The sequence below is a fragment of the Curtobacterium sp. NPDC089991 genome (assembly GCF_044748425.1).
Lineage (GTDB): Bacteria > Actinomycetota > Actinomycetes > Actinomycetales > Microbacteriaceae > Curtobacterium.
In genome coordinates this window covers 709,303-731,072 of sequence record NZ_JBIVGB010000002.1, presented here as the reverse complement: position 1 = coordinate 731,072, position 21,770 = coordinate 709,303, and the positions used below count along the sequence as shown (strand labels likewise).

Below are 21,770 nucleotides of genomic sequence, written 5' to 3'. Positions count from 1 at the left end.
GGCTGCCCCGCGTCGCCGCGAGCACGGCTCCGGCGACGCAGCCGCCCTCCCTGCCCGGACTCGACCCGGCCTGGTCACGCCTGGTCACGGTCCCGGAGTGGTCCGAGAACCGTTCGGGAGGTGGGCCCACGCGGGCCGGTTCCGGGGCGTCGCGGAGCTTGCGGAGCGACGTTCCGGCCGAGCCCGTGGGGACGGATCGCGCCGCGCGCACCTGGCACCTCCTCGACACGGCCGGGTCCCTGGCCGCGCTCGGCGTGGAACCGGTCGGCACCATCCTGTGCGTGCACGGCAACCCCACGTGGTCGTACCTGTGGCGGTCGGTGCTCCGCACCTCGCTCGAGGTCGCCCAGGCCGGTGGCCCGGCCTGGCGCGTGGTCGCCGTCGACCAGCTCGACATGGGCTTCTCGGAGCGCACCGGGGTGGAACGGGGGCTGCCGCAGCGCGTCGCGGACCTCGGTGCCCTGACCGACGAACTCGGGCTGACCGGCCCGGTCGTCACCCTCGGCCACGACTGGGGCGGAGTCGTGTCGCTCGGATGGGCGGTCGACCACCCCGACGTCCTGGCTGCCGTGATGACGTGCAACACCGCCGTGCACCAGCCCGACGACGCCCCGATCCCGGCGCCGCTGCGGCTCGCCCTGGGGCCGGGGCTGCTCGGCCGTGCGACCGTCGTGACGCCGGCGTTCCTCGAGACGACGCTCGGCATCGCGCACCCGAAGCTCGACCGTGCCGTGGCCGACGGCTACCGTGCCCCCTACCGCGGTGCCGCGCGTCGTGGCGGGATCGGTGGATTCGTGGCGGACATCCCCGTCGACGCCCGGCACCGGAGTGCGCCCGAGCTCGACCGGATCGCCGCCGGGGTCGCTGCGCTCGAGGTCCCGGCGCTGCTGCTCTGGGGTCCCCGCGATCCGGTGTTCCTGGAGCGCTACCTCGACGACCTGTCCGAGCGGCTGCCGCAGGCCGACGTGCACCGCTTCGAAGGTGCCGGCCACCTGCTGCCCGACGACGCCGACGTGGCGGGCGCGGTGTTCGACTGGATCGGCGACCGTCTGCCGGGCGGACACGTGCCTGCTCCAGCCGAGAAGGGCCTCCCGGTCGACGCCGACCAGTCGACCGACGTGAGCCGCCCGCTCGGCGCCGCGCTCGAGGACCTGCGGGACAGCGACGAACCCGCCCTGGTCGAGATGGCCGCGGCCGGCGGCCCCCGGACGATCACGTGGCGTCTGCTCGCCCGTCGGGTGGACGAGATCGCCGCCGGGCTGGACGACCTCGGTGTCCGGAGCGGTGACCGTGTCTCGCTCCTCGTCACCCCGGGAGCCGACCTGACGGCCGTCCTGTACGCCTGCGTGCGGATCGGTGCGGTCGTCGTGGTGGCCGATGCCGGACTGGGGCTGCGCGGTCTGACCCGTGCGGTCCGCGGAGCCCGGCCCGACTGGATCATCGGCGCGCTGCCCGGACTCGGAGCCGCTCGTGCACTCGGCTGGCCGGGTCGGCGCATCGCGACCGTCCCGCTGCCCGCACCCGCACGGCGTGCGCTGCGCGTCGAGCACACGCTCGTCGACGTCGCCCGGCGGGGTGCCCGTCGGCCCGCGTACGGTTCCGTGCTGCCCACGGTGCCGGCGTCCGATGCTCCGGCCGCGATCCTGTTCACCTCCGGGTCGACCGGCCCGGCGAAGGGCGTCGTCTACACGCACGGACAGCTCGGTGCCGTCCGCGACGTCCTGGCGGCCCAGTACGACATCGGTGTCGGCACCGGCCTCGTCGCGGGCTTCGCACCCTTCGCGCTGCTCGGACCGGCCCTCGGTGCCCGGTCGGTGGCGCCGGACATGGACGTCACCGCGCCCCGCACCCTGACGGCGCGCGCCGTCGCGGCCTCGGTGGCCGCGGCCGACGCGACCGTGGTCTTCCTGTCGCCGGCGGCGTTGGCGAACGTCGTGGCGACGGCATCGGTGCTGACCGACGCCGACCGTGCGGCACTCGCGCGCGTCCGGTTGTTCCTGTCGGCGGGCGCCCCGGTGTCGGCCGCGCTGCTGACCGCGGCGACCGAGCTGATGCCGAACGCGAGTGCGCACACCCCCTACGGCATGACCGAGGGGCTGCTCATGACCGACGTCGACCTGGACGGCGTCCGTTCGGCGGCGGCCTCGGACGACGAGGGCATCTGCGTCGGACTCCCGGCGGCGAACGTGCGGGTGCGGATCGCGCCGCTCGACGCCGCGGGTGCAGCGACCGGTGGGCTGACCGACGCGGCGGGCGTCACCGGCGAGATCGTCGTCGTGGCACCACACGTGCGCGACCACTACGACCGGCTCTGGCGGACGAACCGCGTCGCGCGGCTCGGCGTCGAGGACCCGCGCGGACACCGCACCGGTGACGTCGGACACCTGGACGCGTCCGGGCGCCTCTGGGTCGAGGGGCGGATGCAGCACGTGCTCACCACCCCGGACGGTGTCGTCACCCCGGTCGGACCGGAGCAGCGCATCGAGGGCGTACCCGGAGTCGGCCGTGCCGGCGTCGCAGGGATCGGACCGCGCGGGACGCAGCAGGTCGTGGCCGTCGTCGAGACCACCGGCGGGCGACGTGTCCGACGGCCTGCCCTGGCTCCGCCGGCGTTGGCAGCTTCGGTCCGTGCCGCGGCCGGGGTCCCGCTCGCAGCGGTGCTGACCGTGCCCGTGCTGCCGACCGACATCCGGCACAACTCGAAGGTCGACCGCGCCCGGCTGTCCCGCTGGGCGACCGCGGTGCTGTCGGGTGGACGGATGGCCCGCCCGTGACCGGCGTGGTCGGCGCGTTCTCACGCGTTCAGCGACACTTCACGGGCCGTCGGACGCGCGACTTGTCGCTCAGCGCAAATCTCCGACCCGCCTCGGTGCTGTCCGGTGGACGGATGGGCCGCCCGTGACGGTCCTGGTCACCGGCGCCAGCGGGTTCCTCGGTCGGGCGACCGCCGCAGCCGTGCGGGACGCCGGTCACGAGGTCCGCACGTTCCAGCGACGGCCGTCCGGGGTCGCGGGCGTGCAGGACGTCGCCGGTTCGATGACCGATGCCGCCGCGGTGGCACGCGCGGTCGACGGTGTCGACGCCGTCGTCCACCTCGCCGCGAAGGTCTCCTTGGCGGGGGACGCGGCTGACTTCGTCCGTGTGAACGTCGACGGCACCCGAGCACTCGTCGACGCCGCACGTCGTGCCGGTTCCCGGCGGTTCGTGTTCGTCTCGTCGCCGTCGGTCGCGCACACCGGGTCGTCGCTCGTCGGCGCCGGAGCCGGTGTCGCCGAACCGCAGCACGCGCGAGGCGACTACGCCCGCACGAAGGCCGCGGCCGAACTCCTCGCGCTCGACGCCGACGCTCCTGGGTTCGCCGTCGTCGCCGTCCGGCCGCACCTGGTGTGGGGGCCGGGGGACACGCAGCTGATCGGCCGGATCGTCGAGCGGGCACGGGCCGGGCGCCTGCCGCTGCTCGACTCCGGTGCCGCCCTGATCGACACCCTGTACGTCGACAACGCCGCGTCGGCCATGGTCGCGGCGCTCGAGCACGCGGCCGACGACGACGTGCACGGCAACGCCTACGTCGTCACGAACGGCGAACCCCGGCCCGTCGCGGACCTGCTCGCCGGGATCTGCGCGGCCTCGGGTGTGCCTGCACCGCGGTGGCACGTGCCGGCTGTCGTGGCCCGGGCCGCGGGGTCGCTCGTCGAGGCCGTGTGGCGGGTGCGTCCGGGGCAGGACGAGCCGCCGATGACGCGGTTCCTCGCCGAGCAGCTGTCGACGGCGCACTGGTTCGACCAACGCCGCACCCGAGCCGACCTGCAGTGGTCCCCGTCGGTGTCGATCGACGAGGGTCTCGCGCGCTTGGCGGCGGCTCAGGCCTCGTCGGCCGCCACGTAGACCCAGGCGGACAGACCCGAGGTGAGCTCGACCCGGATGCGCTGGTAGTCAGCGACCTCGTAGTCGTCGACCGCGCGGAGCTGCCACTCGTAGGCGAGGGTCAGAGCGACACCTTCGACGACGTCGTCCGGTGCACCCCGGCGGAGGATCGGGTGCAGGTCCGAGCCGCTCGTCCGGACCACCTCGGGGTCGGTGATCGCCACCCAGTCGAGCCGCCACCCGGGCAGCGTGTCCGGGGTGGTCGGGACGTGGCCGCCGAACAGCGACTCCTGCACGAGCGGCTGCCGCAGCGTGCCGTACGAGAACACCCGGTGAGTCGCACCGGCGCCCGGTGTGGGGCGCTCAGCGGGGCCAGGAGCGATGGCCGGGGTCGAGGTCCAGACGAGCGCACCGGCCAGGCCGGTCAAGCCGAGGTGCAGCAGGCCGATGATGCCGAGGGCGCTGCCCCAGAAAATGCCGGAGTCGTCGCCGAGGCAGCGCTCCTGCGGCCAGACGTCTCCGTCCGAGAGGCACCCGTACCGGTTCGTGACGCCGACGACCAGACCGATGATGCCGACGACGAGACAGACGAGCGCGAACGCGCCGAGACCGATGACCCAGCGCTGGCCGGGGGAGAGACGCTTCACGTCGCGAGGGTAGCGGACGCGGGGCCCGGATCACGCGCGCCGATCGGCGCAGGTGATCCGGGCCTCCAGGTCGTCAGCTGTGCCGCTTGGCGGCCTTGGCGATCTTCTTGCCCAGCTTCTTGCGGGCCTTGCGGGCGTGCGGGTCGTTCCAGGCCCTGCGGACGGTCTCGCCCTTGGACGTCTTGATGACCGGGCGGTTCGCGCGGGAGCCGAACCAGAACCCGATCAGGACGATCAGGCCGATGACGATGATGCGGTTGCGCATGGTGGGACTCCTTGGTCGGTGGTGCAGGTGCCGGCGGATCAGCCGGTGAAGCGTTGCCAGAGCTCGGTGACGATCGGCCACACGTCGCCAGCACGGTCGGCGGACCCGACGGCCACCAGCACCACGGGGACGATCGTGACGGCGATGCTCACCAGGACGGCGAGCACGACCGAGATCGTCGCCGTCGTGGTGTGCCGACGAGTGAGGGCCATGGCGAGGAGCGCCAGCACGACGACCAGCCCGAGGACCGCGACGACCGTGACCCGCACGAACGGGAACGGCACGAGGCCGGCGGTGGTGGCGGTGACGCCGCCGAGGAACCCGACCAGGGGCAGGAACGCCCCGAGCAGGACCCCGGCGACCAGGACCACGCCGATGCCACCGGCGATCCACACACCGCGCGGCCGGGGCCGACGGGTGCGGGGCCGACGACCGCCGGACCAGGCGGTGGTCACGGTCGGTCCGTGGTCGGGTCGGTCGGCTGGTCGCCGTCGCGGGCGGCTGCCCGCGCTGCCTCGCTGGCGTCGGCTGCGGCGTCGGCGGCGTCCTGCGCGGCGTCCTCGGCGGAGTCGGCGGCACGCACCGCTGCGTCGGCAGCCGTCTCGGAGGCGACGACGGGGGTCGCAGTGTCCTCGTCGACGACGGCCGCACGTGCGCTGCTGGCCGCGTCGCGCGCGGTGTCGGCAGCGTCCCGTGCGCCCTCGGACGCACGGTCGAGCGCGTCGGACGCGGCTTCGTGCACACGGCCAGCCGTGGCGGTCGTCGCGTCCACGGCCTGTGCAGCGGCGTCCGCGGTGACGTCGGCTGCACGCTTCGTGGCGTCCGCGGTGGCGTCGGCTGCCTGCTTGGTGACCTCAGCGGTGGCCGAGGCAGCACGCTTGGCGGTGTCGACCGTCGCGTCGGCAGCACGCTTGGTGGCGTCTGCGGTGACCTCGGCCGCCTGCTTCGTGACGTCGGCGGTGGCGTCGGCGGCACGCTTGGTCGCCTCGGCCGTCGCGTCGGCCGCCTGCTTCGTGGCGTCGACGGTCGCCGTCGCCACGCGCTTCGTGGTCTCGCTCGTCGCCTTGGCGGCATCCTGCACGGCATCGCCGACGGCGGTGGCCGCTCGCTCGACGGGCGAGGGCTCGTCGTCGAACGGACCGTGCACGTCGAGGACGCGGACGTCCACGGTCGTCGGCACGGATGCGACCTGGCCAGCTGCTGCAGCGACCTGCCGTTTCACCTCGTCGGCGACCTCGCGGACGTTCCGCGGGTAGGTCACGATCACGGAGACCTGCACCGCGAAGGTGCCGTCCTCGTCGTCGACCTGCACGCCGGCGGTCCCGGCGGAGCGGCCGAGCCGCTTCCGCAGTTCGTCGGCGGCTCGGGACACGGTCCCGCCGAGGTGGTGCACGCCGGGCACGCCGAGCGCCGTCTCCGCCGCGGTTCGCGCGATGAGCATCGCGGGGGTCGCGTCGTCGGGCAGCGGCTCCGTCAGTTCTGCGGGCAGGGCCACCTCGGTGACCTGCGTGTGCGCATGGGGGTCGTGCTGCATGGTTCCTCCTCGTTCGGGTCCGCGGAACGCATCGGGGCACTCGACGTCGCGAGTGCCCCGACACGCATCGAGCGTCCTAGTTCTTGAAGACGTCCTTGACGTCCTCGCCGGTCTTCTTGACGCTCGCGGAGGCCTGGTCCTTCTGGCCCTCGGCGACCTTGGAGTCGTCGTTCTGGGCCTTGCCCACGGCTTCCTTCGCCTTGCCGGCGAGGTCCTGAGCAGCGTTCTTGATCTTGTCGTCGAGTCCCATGAGGGGTCCTTTCATCGGTCGGGCGTTCGCCCGGTGGTGGGTGTTGCGTGGGTCTTCGGTGGGCCGGGAGGCCCGGGGTCGCGTCCGGCTGACGGGTGTCAGTGGACGCGGGTCGACTTCGCGAGCGCCGAACGGGTCCCACCGGTGAGGTGGACCAGGACGGGCACCTGGCGGCCGAGCGTGCGGTCGAGGACCGCGACGGCGCGGTCGACGGCGTCGAGCACCGAGACGGCGTCCCCGCCGCGGCGGACCGCGACGCGGATGCGAGCGGCACGCTGCTTGCGCACCAGGTAGGTGTCAACGCGGGAGCCGACGACGTCGCGGACCCCGGCGAGCTCGTGCTCGACGACGTCGCGGACGAGTGCGACGTTCACCGTGACGGCGTCCTCACCGGAGCGCTCGCGGACGGCGACGGACGTGCCGCCCCCGCCGCGGGTGAACACCCAGACCAGGGCGAGCACGATGACGACGGCGCAGGCGACGGCGACGATCCAGAGCGAGGACGCGGGGACGTCCAGGTTGCTCGGCAGGTCGACGTACGGCTTGATCGCGTCCTGCACGGCGGGCAGCACACCCGCGCCGATCGTGAGACCGACGACGACGGCGACGAGGCCGAGGACGAAGAGGATGATCCGGTTCATGGTCCGGTTGCTCTTGGTCATGCGAGGGTCCCCTTCTCGTCGACGCGGACGCGGATGTTCCGGCCGAACCGCTCGTCGAGACCACTGAGGCGGTCACGGACGGCTGCCTGCACCGCATGCTCGTCGACCGGGATGCCGGTGACGGGCACGATCCGGACGTCGGTGCGGCGACCGCGGGCGGTGGCCGAGGCGTTGCCCTCGGGGACCCCCGCGGCCGTCCCGGCGGCGTTGGCCGCGGTCGAGGCGACGATGCGGGTGTCGATGACGACGGCGCCACGATCGTGCTGGACGACGGAGCGGTGCTGGCGACCCGGCTTCAGGGCCAGGACGATCAGCACGATGCCCAGGACCACGAGCACGACGGCGATGACCTCGGCGATCGTGACGAACGCGGCGTCGGGCTGCAGTGCGGCGTCGACGGCGGTCTGCGGGTCGGCGAGGAGCGGAGGCCGCCCGATCGCCCGCAGGACCGACTCCGTGCCGATCCACGCGGCGACCAGTGCGAGGACCACCAGCGCCACCGCCACTGCGGTCGAGCGGGAGCGGTGCACGCTCCGACGACGGATGCGTCGTTCGACGGAACCGTTGCTCATGATGGTCTCCTACCGGGTTCGGGACTCGCGCTCGCGCACGATCCCGGTGAGTTCGATGTGGGCACTGCCGACGCGTCGGCCGGTGAGTTCACTCACGCGGCGCTTGACCTCGTCGGCGACCTGGGCCGAACGGGCGACGAGGTCGTCGCCCGCGGCGATCGGGCCGGTGACGTCGAGGGCCATCGCTCCGGCCGCGTCTCCGAGACCGACCCTGACCCGCTTGGCGGGGGCGCCGAGCCGTTCGGCTGCGACGGCCCGCGCCAGCGAGGTCAGTGCACGAGCGGTGATCTCGACGCGGCCCGGGACGACGTCCGGGCCGGCGTTCACCGGGAGCTCCGGCGCCCGGTGAGCACGTCGGTCAGGGCGCCACGGTCGATCTTGCCGGTGGCGAGGGCAGCCACGAGGGCCCCGATCGCACCGAAGACGATGACCAGGACGAAGCCCCAGAACCCGAACTGCAGTGCGACGACTGCGAGGACGGCGCCGATGAGGGCACCGATCAGTGTGTTGCTCATGCGACTCGCGCTTCCTTCTTCTCGTCGTTGTCGTTGTCGTCGTCGTCGCCCGGGATGAAGACGTCCTGGACGGTCACGTTGACCTCGGCGACCTCCATGCCGACGATCTGCTCGAGGGCACGAGCGACGCTGCTGCGGACGCCGTCGGCGACCTGCTGGAGCGACACCGGGTACTCGGCGACGATGACGATGTCCGCGGCGACCTGCTTCTCGCCGACCTCGACCTTGACGCCCTGACCGAAGTCGCGCTGGCCGATCGCGTCGCGGAGGGCGCCGATCGCACGGGCAGCGCCGCCGCCGAGCGAGTGCACGCCGTTGACCTCGCGCGCCGCGATGCCGGCGACCTTCGACACGACGGTGTCGTCGATGACGGTCTTGCCGGTGACGCCGCTGTTCGAGCCGGCGTGCGAGGTGGTCCGGGCCGCAGCGGTGGTTGCCGGGGTGGTGGTGATGGAGTCAGCCATGGTTCGTTCCTTCCGAGTGACCCGCCGGGCGTTCCCAGCGGTTGCTGTTCACGGATGAGACGGGCTGCACCAGAGATTCGTCACACATGACTTTTCGGATTCGGCAGAAATCCAGGAATCCGCGGAAACACGGGGATGTGGCTGTACCCCCTGGCCGTCCGCTCAGGCGGTTTCGCGTGTTCCGTCCGCCGCGTTGCGTTCTGCAGCGGCGCGGATCGCCCGGGCACACGCCATCGGGGACTCGCCCCGCTCGGCCCGGAAGAGCTGCTGCAGGCGTCGCGGCAGGACCCCGGCGGCGTCGGCGATGTCCTGCAGGGAGAGGTCCTCGGCGGCGTGCTCCTCGATGAACGCGACCGCGCGGCGGACGCGCCACGACGCCCGGCCGCTGTCGGGGCGTGCGGACAGCGACGTGCGGAGCGTGGCGGCGGGGTCCTCGCCGAACCGCTCGCGGTAGGTGGTGGCGAACCGGCCCGGGTTGGTGAAGCCCCACCGACGTGCGACCACGGCGACCCCGTCGGCGCCGGGGGCCCGGTCGTCGCCCGCGCGCAGGAGTTCGCTCCGGGCGCGGTCGAGCCGGTGCTCGCGCAGGAACCGGTGCGGCGTGGAGTCGAGGGTGCGGGCGAACACGTCCTGCAGCCCCCGCTGGCTGAGCCCACACGCGGCGGCGATGTCCGACACCGCCGGACGTTCGGCCGCGTGCTGTTCGACGTAGCGGATCGCGTCGCGCAGGCGGTTCGCGACGGGGACGTCGTCGCCGCGGTTGCGGATCGGGAAGGTGTCGAGCACGACGATCGCCAGTCGACGGTTCAGGGCCGTCCGCATCGGACCGACCACCCGGTCGTCCACGAGTGCCGGGCCGAGCTCCCCGATGAGGTGGCGCAGCGGTTCGCGGCGGGCGATGACCTCGTCCTGCTGCTCGAACAGCAGTGGGCCGTCCGGCAGTCGGTAGCCGAGGTCGCGCCCGACGGTCCGCAGGAACGAGTCCGCGATGTGCACCCCGTTGTAGACCGTGCCGTCGGACTCGAAGCGGTACGCCTCGGACGCACTCGCGATGTACGGGCTGCCCGGCTCGACCACCCGCGTGCGGTCGGCGAAGTGCATCTCGAGTCGGCCCCTGGTGAGCCAGAAGACCACGTGGTCCTCCCGCGCCCCGATCATCCCGCCGCGCCGACCACCCTCGGCGCGCATGGTCCGCAGCGTCAGGTCGTCGTCGCCCACCACGGTGTACTCGTAGCGGGTGTCGTTCGTCGCGTACGTCTCCGAGGCGAAGTCGGACCCGTGGTACTCCGCCTCGAAGATGTCCGAGTAGTCGGAGCCGTCGCCGTCGGCGAACCGCAGTCTGCGGAAGCCGTTCGTCGCCGGATCGGTCATGGTCGAAATCATGACATCGACGGCACGGCGAGGTGAATACCCTCGTTCGTGTCCGCGCGTCCATGGGAGGGAATACCCTAGGGGGGTACCGTATTGAGGACCGTGGAGGCCACCATGCACGAACACGTCGGGTACATCGGCGACAAGGACGACCTGCTCAAGCGGCTCCGTCGCGCCGAGGGCCAGGTGCGCGGCATCGCCCGCATGGTCGAGGACGAGACGTACTGCATCGACGTCCTCACCCAGATCTCGGCGGCGAACCGGGCGCTCGAACGCGTGGCGCTGTCGCTGCTCGAGGACCACCTCAAGCACTGCGTCGCCGAGGCGGTCGCCGAGGGTGGCGACGCCGCGGACGAGAAGGTCCGCGAAGCCAGCCAGGCCATCGCCCGGCTCGTGCGCTCGTGACCGCCGCCCGCACCCGAACCACAGGAGGAGACACCGTGACCACCGAACTGCTGCTCGTCGAGGGCATGACCTGCGAGCACTGCGTGCTGAGCGTGACCGAGGAACTCACCGAACTCGAGGGGGTGTCCGACGTCGCCGTCGCGCTCGTCCCCGGCGGTGCCTCGTCGGTGACCGTCACCTCGGACGCACCCGTCGACGCCGGTGCGCTCCGCGGTGCGGTCGCCGAGGCGGGGTACGAGGTCGTGCCGTCGTGACGGACGGCATCGTCGAGCTCGACATCACGGGCATGACCTGCGCCTCGTGCGCGAACCGCATCGAACGGAAGCTCGGCAAGCTCCCCGGGGTCACCGCCACCGTCAACTACGCCACCGAGAAGGCGCAGGTGCAGGTCGCGGCTGACGGCCCCGCCGACCCCGCTGCCCTCATCGCCGCCGTCGAGTCCGCGGGCTACGGTGCGACCGTCCCCGCGCCGCCGGCCGACACGACGGCGCCGGACGACGACGCCGACGACCCGGCCGGTGCGCTGCGCCGACGACTCGTCGTTTCTGCGGTCCTGGCCGTGCCGGTCGTCCTGCTCTCGATGGTGCCGGTCCTGCAGTTCCCGAACTGGCAGTGGCTCGCCCTGACACTCGCCGCGCCCGTCGCGGTGTGGGGCGCGCTCCCGTTCCACCGCGCCGCGTGGGTGAACGCCCGACACGGTGCCGCGACCATGGACACCCTGGTCAGCGTGGGTGTGCTGGCGGCCTTCGGCTGGTCCCTCTACGCCCTCTTCTTCGGCGACGCCGGCACGACCGGCATGCACATGACGTTCTCGTGGATCGCGACCGACCCCGAGGCGGCCGACCTGTACCTCGAGGTCGCCGCGGCCGTGACGGTGTTCATCCTGGCCGGCCGGTACATGGAGGCCCGCGCCAAGAAGCAGTCCGGCGCAGCACTCCGCGCCCTGCTCGAACTCGGCGCGAAGGAGGCCACGGTGCTGCGCGACGGCGTCGAGCAGCGTGTCGCCGTGTCGGCGCTCGTCGTCGGGGACGTCGTCGTCGTGCGGCCGGGGGAGCGGATCCCCAGCGACGGCCTCGTGCAGGACGGGTCCTCGGCCGTGGACCGCAGCATGGTCACCGGCGAATCCGTCCCCGTCGAGGTCGGACCGGGCGACCGGGTGACCGGCGCGACGATCAACGTCGGCGGCCGGCTCGTGGTCGCCGTCACCCGCGTCGGCGCCGACACCGAGCTCGCTCGGATGGGACGGCTCGTCGAGGACGCGCAGACCGGCAAGGCCGACGTCCAACGCCTGGCCGACCGGGTCTCCGGTGTCTTCGTGCCGATCGTCATCGCGCTCGCCGTGCTGGCGTTCGTCGGCTGGCTCGTGCTCGGCGGCTCGGTCACGGCGGCGTTCACCGCGGCCGTCGCCACGCTCATCATCGCCTGCCCGTGCGCCCTCGGACTCGCGACGCCGACCGCACTGCTCGTCGGCACCGGCCGCGGGTCCCAGCTCGGCATCCTGATCGGCGGCCCGCAGGTGCTCGAACGGACCCGTGGCGTCGACACCATCGTGCTCGACAAGACCGGCACCGTCACCACCGGCGAGATGACCCTTCGCGCCGTGACCTCGACGGACGCGACCCTCGACGCGGACGCCGTGCTCCGGCTCGCCGCCGCCGTCGAGCACGGATCGGAACACCCCGTGGCACGTGCGGTCGTGCGGGCCGCGACGGCCCGGCAACTCGACGTCCCGGCCGCCGAGCAGTTCGACTCCATCCCCGGCGCCGGCGTGCAGGCCGTCGTGGACGGCGACGTCGTGCTCGTCGGCGGGACCCGCTGGCTCGCAGCGTCCTGGGCGGTCGTCGTGCCCGACGACGCCTCGGCCGCGGTCACCGCCGCCGAGGCCGACGGGGGCACCGCGGTCGTCGTCGCGCGGAACGGCCGCGTGCTGGGCGTCGTGGTCGTCGGCGACACCGTGAAGCCCGAGGCCGCTGACGCGGTCGCGCGGTTCGTGGCCCTCGGCCTCCACCCCGTCCTGCTCACCGGCGACAACGACGGAGCAGCCAGAGCCGTCGCCGCACAGGTCGGCATCGACGAGGTGCACGCCCGCGCGACCCCGGCCGGCAAGCTCGACGCCGTCCGGGCCATGCAGGCCCAGGGACGGAGCGTGGCCATGGTCGGTGACGGCGTCAACGACGCTGCCGCGCTCGCCGCGGCCGACCTCGGCATCGCGATGGGGGCCGGCACCGACGCCGCGATCGCGGCCAGTGACATCACGGTCGTGAGCGGTCGGCTCACCGTCGTCGCCGACGCCGTCCGGCTGTCGCGGGCCACGCTCGGCATCATCAAGGGCAACCTGTTCTGGGCGTTCGCGTACAACGTGGCGGCGATCCCGCTCGCGATGGCGGGGCTGCTGAACCCGGTGCTCGCCGGCGCCGCCATGGCGTTCTCGTCGGTGTTCGTCGTGACGAACAGCCTGCGGCTGCGGCGTTTCGCACCCCGGCCCTGAGGCCGGCCATCCGCCGGACGTGACGCGCGCAGCGAACGCGCCCCGTGCCTCCCGTCCGGCGGTGCGCGCGACGGTGCCGACGGCACTACGCTCGAAGACGGTCCGCGACGCACTGGTGCGGTGACCTGCGGGCTGTACGTCTCGAACGTGATCCCAGGAGGACCGAAGTGACCGAATCCGCTCCCGTCGACCCCACATCGACCGAAGGCTGGAAGAAGCTCGACAGCATCGCTGCCGACTTCACCCCTGACCTGCGCGGGTGGTTCGACAGCGACCCCGGCCGTGCCGAGCAGTACACGTTCCAGGCCGCCGACCTGACCGTGGACCTGTCGAAGGGCCTCGTCACCGAGGACGTCCTCGCCGCCCTGCTGCAGGTCGCGAAGGACACCGGCGTCGCCGAGCGCTTCCAGGCGATGCTCTCCGGCGAGCACATCAACGTCACCGAGGACCGCGCCGTCCTGCACACCGCGCTCCGCCGTCCGAAGGCGACCGAGGGGCTCGTCCCGGCGGCGCCGCTGACCGTCGACGGCCAGGACGTCGACGCCGACGTGCACGCCACGCTCGACAAGGTCTACGCGTTCGCGTCGCAGGTGCGTGACGGCTCGTGGACCGGTGTCACCGGCAAGCGCATCGAGACCGTCGTCAACATCGGTATCGGCGGCTCGGACCTCGGCCCCGTCATGGTCTACGAAGCACTCAAGCCGTACGTCCAGCCCGGCCTCGAAGCCCGCTTCGTGTCGAACATCGACCCCGCGGACATCTACGAGAAGACCGTGGACCTCGACCCCGAGACCACGCTGTTCATCGTCGCGTCGAAGACCTTCGGCACCCTCGAGACCCTGACGAACGCGCGACTCGCACGCCAGTGGCTGTGGGAGCGGCTCGGCCTGACCGACGCCGCCGACGACGAGAAGAAGAACGCCGTCGCGAAGCACTTCGTCGCCGTGTCCACCGCGCTCGACAAGGTCGAGGCCTTCGGCATCGACCCCGAGAACGCCTTCGGGTTCTGGGACTGGGTGGGCGGCCGCTACTCCGTCGACTCCGCGATCGGCACGAGCGTCATCGTCGCGATCGGCCAGGAGAACTGGGAGCAGTTCCTCGCCGGCTTCCACGCCATCGACGAGCACGTCCGCACCACGCCGCTCGAGCGGAACGTCCCGGTCCTGATGGGCCTGCTCAACGTCTGGTACACGAACTTCCTCGGTGCGCAGAGCCACGCGGTCCTGCCGTACACGCAGTACCTGCACCGCTTCGCCGCGTACCTGCAGCAGCTCACCATGGAGTCGAACGGCAAGCGCGTCCGCTGGGATGGCTCGCCCGTCACCACCGAGACCGGCGAGGTCTTCTGGGGCGAGCCCGGCACGAACGGCCAGCACGCGTTCTACCAGCTCATCCACCAGGGCACCCGCCTGATCCCGGCCGACTTCATCACGGTCGCGAACCCGGCCCGTCCGCTCAAGGACGAGACCGGTGACGGCAAGGGCGTCGCACCCGGCACCGACGTGCACACGCTGTTCCTGGCGAACTTCTTCGCGCAGACCAAGGCGCTGGCGTTCGGCAAGAGCGCCGACGAGGTCCGTGCCGAGGGCACCACGGACGAGGGCATCGTCGCGGCGCGCACCTTCCCGGGCAACAAGCCGACGACGTCGATCCTGGCGCCGGAGCTCACCCCGAGCGTGCTCGGCCAGCTCATCGCGCTCTACGAGCACATCGTGTTCACCGAGGGCACGATCTGGGGCATCGACTCGTTCGACCAGTGGGGCGTGGAGCTCGGCAAGCAGCTGGCGCTGCAGGTCACGCCCGCCGTCGAGGGTGACCAGGCCGCGCTCGACGCGCAGGACGCCTCGACGAAGGCGCTCATCGCGAAGTACCTGGAGCTGCGCAAGTAGCGACGCACCCACCTGACGGACGGGAGGCCCGTGGCGGATTCGCCACGGGCCTCCCGTCCGTCTGTCGGTCGCTGCCAAAGCGACAATTGCGCCCCACGGGGCGCCGTCAGGCCCGCGAAAGCGACAGATGTGCGCCGATGTTCCGCGGAAGAGTGTCGCTTTCGTGGAGGGGCCACCGCCGCGGTCAGCGGGCGAGCGGGTCGAGGTTGAGCGTCGTTCCCTCGTATAGGTGCTGGTCCGTCCCGAACACCTGCACGCCCTCGTTGAGCCAGACGAGCGCCCGCACGCTGATGCCGAACCGCGCCGCGACGTCCCCGATGAGGTCGTCCGGCGCGACCGTGTACGACCGCGGCGCCCCGCCCGTCGTCGCGGTGACCGGACCGGTCGCGTTCGCCCGGGCACCGGCGTCCTTCGGGTGCACGTTCGTCTGCCGCGCCGGGACGGACCACCGCACGGTCGTCACCGCGAGCACCTTGCCGGCCCCGATCTCGACCGGGGCTTCCTGCCCCGGAGCCGCCGCGGAGTAGGTCACGAGCGTGGTGAGGTGCGACGGGTCGACGCCGGAGCCGCTCAGCGGGACGTCCACCGCGGTCGCCGTGCTGGTCGGCCCACCGAGCGTCCGGTCGCCGACGCCGGGGTAGGTCAGGCCGTCGCCGACCGCGCGCGGCAGGTCGAACAGGCCGACCCCGACCGGCACCGGCAGGGTCGAGGTGAAGCCGGAGTACTGCGCGGTGAACGTGTCGTCGCCGACCGCGACCACGCGGAACCGGAAGTGCACGCTGCCCTTCGGGGACGCGACGTCGCCCTGGGCGAGGACGGTCCCGGCGGGGATCGGCGTCAGCGTCGGAGCCGGAGCCGCCGACTCGGTGGGTTCCGGGGTCGGGGTGCGGGGGTGCGCCGACGACTCGAGGAGGTCACCCTCCGGGTCGGCGTCCGGCGTCGGTGTCGGCGTGGCGGACGAGGTCGGCGTCGTCGCCGGGGTGGACGGGGCGGGGAGGGCTCGGTCCGACCCGCGCAGCAGCGAGCACCCCGACAGTGCCACAGTGGCCGCGACGACGACCCCGATCGCGAGCGTCCGGTTCATGATTCCCCCTCAGCTCGATGCTAGCCGCGCGGTGTCCCCGGGGCGAACGCAGCGCCTCCGTCCTGTGTCTGCAGACGTACCGCGGATCCTCCGTCGTCGACGGCGAGTGATACCATCGGTATCAACGAGAGCAGGTGGTCATGGGCGTCAGGGTGGTCCCCGGGCGACGCGGTGGGTCAGACCCCCGTCGACCCGACACGGAAGCCGTCGTGCGCGCGTTGGCCGGTCGGACCGACAGTGCTCCCGCGACCGTCCGTGCGGCGGTCGAGCACGTCCTGCACAGTCGTGAGCAGCAACACCACGCCGAGATGGAACTGCGGCGCGGGATCTTCAAGCTCGCCGACCTCGGCGTCCCGCAGCGCGAGATCGCGAAGCTCGCCGGGATCTCCCAGCCCGAGGTCTCGCGGCGGCTCTCCCGTCGAACCCTGACCACCAAGCGGCCGTCTCCGCGTGAGGTCATCTCCCGGCGCGAGGGCGGCCAGATCGACTCGGAGACGATGCTGCGCGAGCTGTCGTCGATGGCGTTGACGCACCGCACCCCGAAGCGTGGTGCGGCGTTCGACGGTGCCGCCTCGGCCACCGGCACCACCAAGGAACTCGCGGCGGCGTTCCAGGACGGCCTCCTGTCCGAGGTCGAGTACGAGACCGTCCGCCGGGCGATCGCCGAACGGCAGACCCGCAAGCGCACCCGGTGACGGAGCTCCGCGACCGGGTGGCCGTCGAGCTGGGCCGTGCGCTCCGGGCCGACTCGCTCGACAACCCCTGGTCGGACACGGCAGGCGCGAGCACCAGGACGATCTACGCACCGGACGGCTTCCTGTACCAGGCGAGCCGCCTGCGGTTCCACGAGTCCGTGCTCGAGGAGCACCGCGCGCTGACCCCGTCGCCGGTCACCGACGGCTCGCTCGCGGTGGTCGTGACGGCCGGACCGCCGGGGTCGGGGAAGTCGACCGCCCTGGAGCGGATGCCGGAGCTGTGCGGCTACCGGTCGATCGACGCCGACGACTTCAAGGACCCGCTGCTCCTGCGCGCACAGGCGGACGGTCTCGTGGACCGGTGGACGGCTCGTCGCCTGGCCGACGACCGGCCGGTGCAGCTGCGTGAGATCGCCGGGTTCGTGCACGCCGAGTCGACCACCGTTGCCGACACGTTGCGCCGCCGCGCCCTCCGCAACGGCGAGAACGTCGTCGTGCACGGCACCCTGTCGAGCGTGGACTACCTCGACGACCTCCTCGCCGAGCTCGACGACGCCGGGTACGAGAAGCTGCGCATCGTCACCGTGGAGGTCCCGCTCGAGACGGCGATCGCGCAGGCGACCGATCGGTGGTGGAGCGTGCGTGATGCCGCCACGGATCCGCTCGGTGGTCGGTTCGTTCCCGAAGCAGCCATCCGTCGCTACTACCCGACCGGGTCGACCGAGTCGGTGTGCGGCGCGAACGCCCGGGTCCTCGGTGACCGGGCCGCCGACCTCGGCTGGGACGTGTCGATCGTCTGAGCGGTCGCCGGTGTCGGTCGGAACGGCTACCGTCGAGGCCATGGAGCGTTCGGAGATCCTCGCCGCGGCTGCCGCCGCGCACGCCGCCCGCATCGCAGAAGAAGGCGGTGACGACGGCGCTGCTCGTGAACGGGCGGAGAGTGTCCGGCGCCGGGCCGACGGCCTCACCGACCGGTACGACACGGTCGAGGGCGCGAGCGAGTCCGCTGCACGCGACGCCGCGCGCCGGAGAGCGGGCGAGGCTGACCGCGCGGCTTCCCGGACCGAGGGCGTGCTGTCCGACTGGCACCGCATGGGCACCCGACGCGGTGTGACGCCGGACGCCCAGGTGCGCACGGCGTGGACGGTCACCGGGGTGCCCGAACGCGGCGACGCCCGGGCGCTGGCGAACGTCCTGCTCTCGACGGCGGGGCACGCGGGCCGGGTGGCCGATGCCGCGCGACGCAACCCGGCGCTGTCCGGTGCCGCGAGCGCAGCTGCCCGACGGACCGTCCGGCGCTACACCGACCACGGCGCGGACATCGCGTCGCTCGGTGACGTGCTGGGGGACAGCCCGACGCCCGACGAGTCCTGACGGTCGAACGGGGGCCGTTGGACCGCTCCCGTCCTGATCAGGCGTTATGTGGACCGATCCAATCGTCCTGACGACAGAATGTCCAATTGACAGGACATGGAATCGGGTTACCATCGGTGCACGCACTGAAGCGCGATCACCGACGAAGGAGTCACCGAATGGTCGACATCAAGCCGACAGCCCCGACTGTCGCACTGCCCCCGATCGGGACCGGACCGCACCGCCGACGCCTCGGCGTCCTGGCCCTGGTCGCCACGTTCGGCGGGCTGCTCTTCGGGTACGACACCGGTGTCATCAACGGTGCCCTGAACCCGATGAAGGCCGAGCTCGGCCTCACGAACTTCACCGAGGGCGTCGTCACCAGCTCCCTGTTGTTCGGTGCCGCGATCGGTGCCATGCTCGGCGGCCGCATCGCCGACGGGTGGGGGCGGCGCAAGACGATCATCGCCCTCGCCGTGACGTTCTTCCTCGGCACGCTCATCTGCGTCTTCGCACCGACGTTCGGTGTCATCGTCGTCGGTCGTGTGCTCCTCGGCCTCGCAGTGGGTGGTGCATCGACGGTCGTCCCGGTGTTCCTCGCCGAACTCGCTCCGTACGAGATCCGGGGTTCGCTGTCCGGCCGCAACGAGCTCATGATCGTGATCGGGCAGCTCGCCGCGTTCGTGGTCAACGCCATCATCGGCAACCTGTGGGGTGAGGGCAACGGCGTCTGGCGCGTCATGCTGGCCGTCTGTGCACTCCCCGCGATCGCTCTTTTCGTCGGCATGCTCCGGGTGCCGGAGTCGCCGCGTTGGCTTGCGTCGAAGGGGCGCTACGACGAAGCGCTGTCCGTCCTGCAGCAGGTCCGCACCACGGAGCGTGCGACCGCCGAGCTCGACGACATCAAGCGGAGCAACGACCTCGAGGCGAAGGCCGATCGAGTCAGCGGGTGGCAGACGCTGCGCGGCAACAAGTGGCTCATCCGCATCGTGCTCATCGGTGCCGGGCTCGGCGTGGCCCAGCAGCTCACCGGCATCAACTCGATCATGTACTACGGGCAGACCGTCCTCATCGAGTCCGGGTTCCAGGCGTCGGCGGCCCTCATCGCGAACATCGCCCCCGGCGTGATCGCCGTGGTCGGTGGCGTCATCGCGCTGTACAACATGGAGAAGATCAACCGCCGGACGACCCTGATCATCGGGTTCTCGCTGACGACGGTCTGCCACTTCCTGATCGGCATCGCCTCGGTCGCACTGCCCGAGGGCAACCCGGCTCGCCCGTGGGTGATCCTGTTCCTCGTCGTCGCGTTCGTCGGCTCGATGCAGACCTTCCTCAACATCGCCGTGTGGGTGGTGCTGTCGGAGATCTTCCCGACCCAGATCCGCGCGCTCGGCATGGGCATCTCGGTGTTCTGCCTCTGGATCGCCAACGCGTTCCTCGGGCTCTACTTCCCGACGATCGTCGCCGCGACCGGCATCACCGGGACGTTCTTCGGCTTCGGCATCGTCGGTCTGCTCGCGCTGCTCTTCATCTGGAAGTTCGTGCCGGAGAGCCGCGGTCGCACCCTCGAAGAGGTGGAAGAGGGCGTCACCACCGGCAACATCTTCACGGTCCCGCAGAAGGCGTCGCGCGGCTAGGTCGCGCGCGTGGCGCGGTGATCGCGCGTGCAGACGGCGAGGGAGGACGGTGCCAACTGGCACCGTCCTCCCTCGCAGGCTCGGTCGGCGCGCCCCGCGCAACGCTTCGCGTTGCCGTTGAGCGGGGCGCGCCCGTCCGTCGTTCTGTCGCGCTACGGGCGCAGGAGCACCTTGCCGACGCGGCCGGCGGTGTCCGAGGCACGCACGGCGTCGCGGACGTCCTCGAACGCGAAGGTCTCGGCGACGGGGAGCGTCAGCGAGCCGTCGAGCACTCGGGTGATGAGCTCGCCGAAGAGCTGGCCCTTCGTCTCGGCCGGCATCGTCTTGCTGACGACGCTGCCCCAGAAGCCCTTCACGGTGAGCTGGCCGAAGATGACCTTGCCGGAGGGGATCTCGAGCGTGGGCGAGGCCATCGCGCCGAAGACGACGAGGGTCGCGTTCTCGCCGAGCACGCTGGCGATGTCGCCGGCGGCCTTGCCGCCGACAGACTCGACACCGGCGACGATCGGGGCGCCTCCGGTGATCGCGGTGACCTGGTCCTTCCAGTCGTCCGCGTCGGTGGCGACGATGCGCTCGATGCCCTGCTCGCGCAGCTCCTCGACACCGGCGGCGCGACGCACCAGGCCGATGACGTTGATGCCGCGGGCCGCGCCGAGCTGGGCGACCATGCGCCCGACGGCACCGTTCGCGGCGTTCTGGATGAGCCAGTCGCCCTCGTGCAGGTCGAGCGAGTGCAGCAGGCTGATGGCGCTGAACGGCATCGAGACGAGCTGTGCTGCGGCCTCGTCGGTCATGGCGTCCGGCACCGGGACGAGCCCGGCGGCGTTCGCGGTGTAGTACTCGGCCCAGACGCCGAAGGCACCGCCGGCGACGCGGTGGCCGACCGTCAGGTTCGTGACGCCCTCGCCCAGGGCCTCGACGACGCCGAGCGCCTCGGTGCCGGAGGCTGCGGGCAGCTCGGGCTTGAAGCCGTAGGTGCCGCGGACGGTCCACAGGTCGTGGTTGTGGATGGGGGAGAGCACCGTGCGGACGAGGACCTCGCCGGCGCCGGGCGTGGGGACCGGGCGCTCCTGGACGCCGAGGACCTCGGCGGGCTCGGCGAAGGTCTCGTGGACGACGGCGCGCATGGTGGTGGGGGTGGTGGTGCTCATGGGTCAGTCCTCCGAGACGACGATGGTGACGTCGATGTTGCCGCGGGTCGCGTTCGAGTACGGGCAGACCTGGTGGGCGGCGTCGGCGAGTGCCTGGGCCTGGTCGTGCTCCAGGCCGGGGATGACGACCTCGAGCATGACGGCGAGCTGGTAGCCGCCGTTGCCGTTCGGGCCGATCTGCACGCGGCCGCCGACGGACGAGTCGGTGATCTTCACCTTCTGGCTGCGGGCGACGCCCTGCAGTGCGGAGTGGAAGCAGGCGGCGTACCCGGCGGCGAAGAGCTGCTCGGGGTTGGCGCCGTTGCCGGAGCCACCCATCTCCTTCGGGATGGCGAGGTCGAACTCGACCGTGCCGTCGCTCGTGGCGACGTGGCCGTTGCGGCCTTCGCCGGTGGCCAGGGCCTCGGCGGTGTAGAGGGCTTCCATGGTGTTCCTTCCTTCGTGGGGTCAGTGGTCCGCGGCGGCGCGGTCGGGCGTCGCGGCGGTGTCGTTCGTGGCCGCGGCGTGCATCGTCTCGGTCAGCCGGTGCAGGGTCGCGATGAGCTCCGTGGCGGCCTGCTCGTCGGGGAGCCCCATGCCGGCGGCGATCGTCGCCGGGATGTGCGCGAGGTCGGCACGGATGGTGCGGCCGCGGTCGCCGAGCGTGATCGTCACGACGCGCTCGTCGGCGCTGCGGCGTTCGCGGCGGACGAGCTCGGACTGCTCCATGCGGCGGAGCAGGGGCGACAGGGTGCCGGAGTCGAGCTGCAGGTGGTCACCGAGGCTCGAGACGGTCTGGTCGCCCTCGATCCACAGGGTCACGAGCACCAGGTACTGCGGGTAGGTCAGTCCCCAGGGTTCGAGCAGCGAGCGGTACGCCTGCGTGGTCGCGCGGCTCGCTGCGTAGAGGGAGAAGCACACCATCTCGTCGGTCACGGGCATGCC

The 21,770-nt window shown here is 72.1% G+C and carries 25 protein-coding genes; 10 read left to right on the top strand and 15 right to left on the bottom strand.

Annotation, left to right across the window (positions count from 1 at the left end; translation table 11 throughout):
* The first annotated feature begins 2 nt into the window (after nt 1–2).
* Both ACIPV1_RS08655 and ACIPV1_RS08650 read left to right on the top strand, forming a co-directional pair.
* Nucleotides 3–2,774 carry an alpha/beta fold hydrolase gene (locus tag ACIPV1_RS08655; RefSeq protein ID WP_402726252.1) on the top strand — a complete coding sequence of 924 codons (2,772 nt, stop codon included), beginning with the start codon at nt 3–5 and terminating at the stop codon, nt 2,772–2,774.
* Between the two features lie 124 nt (nt 2,775–2,898).
* The gene (locus ACIPV1_RS08650; RefSeq protein WP_402726162.1) at nt 2,899–3,885 is read left to right on the top strand and encodes an NAD-dependent epimerase/dehydratase family protein; all 987 of its coding nucleotides are present in this window, start codon (nt 2,899–2,901) and stop codon (nt 3,883–3,885) included.
* Here the strand turns inward: ACIPV1_RS08650 and ACIPV1_RS08645 are convergent.
* The 11 genes from ACIPV1_RS08645 to ACIPV1_RS08595 form a co-directional block, all read right to left on the bottom strand.
* Complete coding sequence (locus tag ACIPV1_RS08645; RefSeq protein ID WP_402726161.1) at nt 3,861–4,511, bottom strand: gamma-glutamylcyclotransferase family protein; 651 nt, start codon at nt 4,509–4,511, stop codon at nt 3,861–3,863. The two genes, ACIPV1_RS08650 and ACIPV1_RS08645, sit on opposite strands and share 25 nt — an antisense overlap.
* A 73-nt stretch (nt 4,512–4,584) precedes the next feature.
* Entirely contained in the window at nt 4,585–4,776 is a 192-nt protein-coding gene (locus ACIPV1_RS08640; RefSeq protein ID WP_123939323.1) for a hypothetical protein, read from the bottom strand.
* A gap of 38 nt (nt 4,777–4,814) precedes the next feature.
* A complete protein-coding gene (locus ACIPV1_RS08635) occupies nt 4,815–5,231 on the bottom strand; it encodes an MFS transporter permease (protein ID WP_131921429.1) in 417 nt (138 codons plus the stop codon).
* Nucleotides 5,228–6,310 carry an Asp23/Gls24 family envelope stress response protein gene (locus ACIPV1_RS08630; RefSeq protein ID WP_402726160.1) on the bottom strand — a complete coding sequence of 361 codons (1,083 nt, stop codon included), beginning with the start codon at nt 6,308–6,310 and terminating at the stop codon, nt 5,228–5,230. The genes ACIPV1_RS08635 and ACIPV1_RS08630 overlap by 4 nt, the downstream gene beginning before the upstream one ends.
* A 76-nt stretch (nt 6,311–6,386) precedes the next feature.
* Nucleotides 6,387–6,560 (bottom strand): CsbD family protein, encoded by a 174-nt coding sequence (locus ACIPV1_RS08625; protein WP_123291762.1) that lies wholly within the window; start codon nt 6,558–6,560, stop codon nt 6,387–6,389.
* Between the two features lie 98 nt (nt 6,561–6,658).
* A complete protein-coding gene (locus tag ACIPV1_RS08620; protein ID WP_111084758.1) occupies nt 6,659–7,222 on the bottom strand; it encodes a hypothetical protein in 564 nt (187 codons plus the stop codon).
* Nucleotides 7,219–7,794 carry a DUF6286 domain-containing protein gene (locus ACIPV1_RS08615; protein ID WP_402726159.1) on the bottom strand — a complete coding sequence of 192 codons (576 nt, stop codon included), beginning with the start codon at nt 7,792–7,794 and terminating at the stop codon, nt 7,219–7,221. Before ACIPV1_RS08615 ends, ACIPV1_RS08620 begins: the two co-directional genes overlap by 4 nt.
* A gap of 9 nt (nt 7,795–7,803) precedes the next feature.
* Nucleotides 7,804–8,121 (bottom strand): hypothetical protein, encoded by a 318-nt coding sequence (locus tag ACIPV1_RS08610; RefSeq protein ID WP_123291765.1) that lies wholly within the window; start codon nt 8,119–8,121, stop codon nt 7,804–7,806.
* Nucleotides 8,118–8,309: a DUF2273 domain-containing protein gene (locus ACIPV1_RS08605; protein WP_123291766.1), complete on the bottom strand. Its 192-nt coding sequence runs from the start codon at nt 8,307–8,309 to the stop codon at nt 8,118–8,120. Before ACIPV1_RS08605 ends, ACIPV1_RS08610 begins: the two co-directional genes overlap by 4 nt.
* Nucleotides 8,306–8,773: an Asp23/Gls24 family envelope stress response protein gene (locus tag ACIPV1_RS08600; protein ID WP_111084754.1), complete on the bottom strand. Its 468-nt coding sequence runs from the start codon at nt 8,771–8,773 to the stop codon at nt 8,306–8,308. The genes ACIPV1_RS08605 and ACIPV1_RS08600 overlap by 4 nt, the downstream gene beginning before the upstream one ends.
* 162 nt (nt 8,774–8,935) lie before the next feature.
* Nucleotides 8,936–10,144 (bottom strand): helix-turn-helix domain-containing protein, encoded by a 1,209-nt coding sequence (locus tag ACIPV1_RS08595; RefSeq protein ID WP_402726158.1) that lies wholly within the window; start codon nt 10,142–10,144, stop codon nt 8,936–8,938.
* Between the two features lie 114 nt (nt 10,145–10,258).
* On the opposite strand from ACIPV1_RS08595, the gene ACIPV1_RS08590 reads away from it, so the two are divergent.
* The 4 genes from ACIPV1_RS08590 (at nt 10,259) to pgi (ending at nt 14,926) form a co-directional block, all read left to right on the top strand.
* Nucleotides 10,259–10,549, top strand: a complete 291-nt coding sequence (locus ACIPV1_RS08590; RefSeq protein ID WP_111084793.1) for a metal-sensitive transcriptional regulator — start codon at nt 10,259–10,261, stop codon at nt 10,547–10,549.
* 35 nt (nt 10,550–10,584) lie between these two features.
* Nucleotides 10,585–10,803, top strand: a complete 219-nt coding sequence (locus tag ACIPV1_RS08585; protein WP_333925306.1) for a heavy-metal-associated domain-containing protein — start codon at nt 10,585–10,587, stop codon at nt 10,801–10,803.
* Complete coding sequence (locus ACIPV1_RS08580; protein WP_402726157.1) at nt 10,800–13,037, top strand: heavy metal translocating P-type ATPase; 2,238 nt, start codon at nt 10,800–10,802, stop codon at nt 13,035–13,037. Before ACIPV1_RS08585 ends, ACIPV1_RS08580 begins: the two co-directional genes overlap by 4 nt.
* Before the next feature lie 167 nt (nt 13,038–13,204).
* Nucleotides 13,205–14,926 (top strand): glucose-6-phosphate isomerase, encoded by a 1,722-nt coding sequence (pgi, locus tag ACIPV1_RS08575; RefSeq protein ID WP_402726156.1) that lies wholly within the window; start codon nt 13,205–13,207, stop codon nt 14,924–14,926.
* Between the two features lie 184 nt (nt 14,927–15,110).
* Here pgi and ACIPV1_RS08570 read toward each other — a convergent pair whose 3' ends face one another.
* Nucleotides 15,111–16,010, bottom strand: coding sequence for a LysM domain-containing protein (locus ACIPV1_RS08570; protein ID WP_402726155.1), 900 nt, complete (start codon nt 16,008–16,010; stop codon nt 15,111–15,113).
* 209 nt (nt 16,011–16,219) lie between these two features.
* Here ACIPV1_RS08570 and ACIPV1_RS08565 point away from each other — a divergent pair, with 209 nt between their 5' ends.
* The 4 genes from ACIPV1_RS08565 to ACIPV1_RS08550 all read left to right on the top strand — a co-directional run bounded on the left by ACIPV1_RS08565 (nt 16,220) and on the right by ACIPV1_RS08550 (nt 19,695).
* Nucleotides 16,220–16,705: a hypothetical protein gene (locus ACIPV1_RS08565; protein ID WP_123673706.1), complete on the top strand. Its 486-nt coding sequence runs from the start codon at nt 16,220–16,222 to the stop codon at nt 16,703–16,705.
* Nucleotides 16,702–17,505: a zeta toxin family protein gene (locus ACIPV1_RS08560; RefSeq protein WP_132099832.1), complete on the top strand. Its 804-nt coding sequence runs from the start codon at nt 16,702–16,704 to the stop codon at nt 17,503–17,505. Before ACIPV1_RS08565 ends, ACIPV1_RS08560 begins: the two co-directional genes overlap by 4 nt.
* Before the next feature lie 40 nt (nt 17,506–17,545).
* On the top strand, nt 17,546–18,079 hold the full coding sequence (locus ACIPV1_RS08555; protein ID WP_123938435.1) for a hypothetical protein: 534 nt from the start codon (nt 17,546–17,548) through the stop codon (nt 18,077–18,079).
* A gap of 158 nt (nt 18,080–18,237) precedes the next feature.
* Nucleotides 18,238–19,695 (top strand): sugar porter family MFS transporter, encoded by a 1,458-nt coding sequence (locus ACIPV1_RS08550; protein ID WP_123938434.1) that lies wholly within the window; start codon nt 18,238–18,240, stop codon nt 19,693–19,695.
* A gap of 152 nt (nt 19,696–19,847) precedes the next feature.
* On the opposite strand, the gene ACIPV1_RS08545 is transcribed toward ACIPV1_RS08550, so the two are convergent.
* The 3 genes from ACIPV1_RS08545 to ACIPV1_RS08535 are packed head-to-tail and all read right to left on the bottom strand — an operon-like array spanning nt 19,848 to nt 21,767.
* Nucleotides 19,848–20,822: a zinc-binding dehydrogenase gene (locus ACIPV1_RS08545; RefSeq protein ID WP_402726251.1), complete on the bottom strand. Its 975-nt coding sequence runs from the start codon at nt 20,820–20,822 to the stop codon at nt 19,848–19,850.
* 27 nt (nt 20,823–20,849) lie between these two features.
* The gene (locus ACIPV1_RS08540) at nt 20,850–21,272 is read right to left on the bottom strand and encodes an organic hydroperoxide resistance protein (protein WP_017885422.1); all 423 of its coding nucleotides are present in this window, start codon (nt 21,270–21,272) and stop codon (nt 20,850–20,852) included.
* A 21-nt stretch (nt 21,273–21,293) separates the two neighbouring features.
* Complete coding sequence (locus ACIPV1_RS08535; RefSeq protein WP_185020884.1) at nt 21,294–21,767, bottom strand: MarR family winged helix-turn-helix transcriptional regulator; 474 nt, start codon at nt 21,765–21,767, stop codon at nt 21,294–21,296.
* Nucleotides 21,768–21,770: the final 3 nt, after the last annotated feature.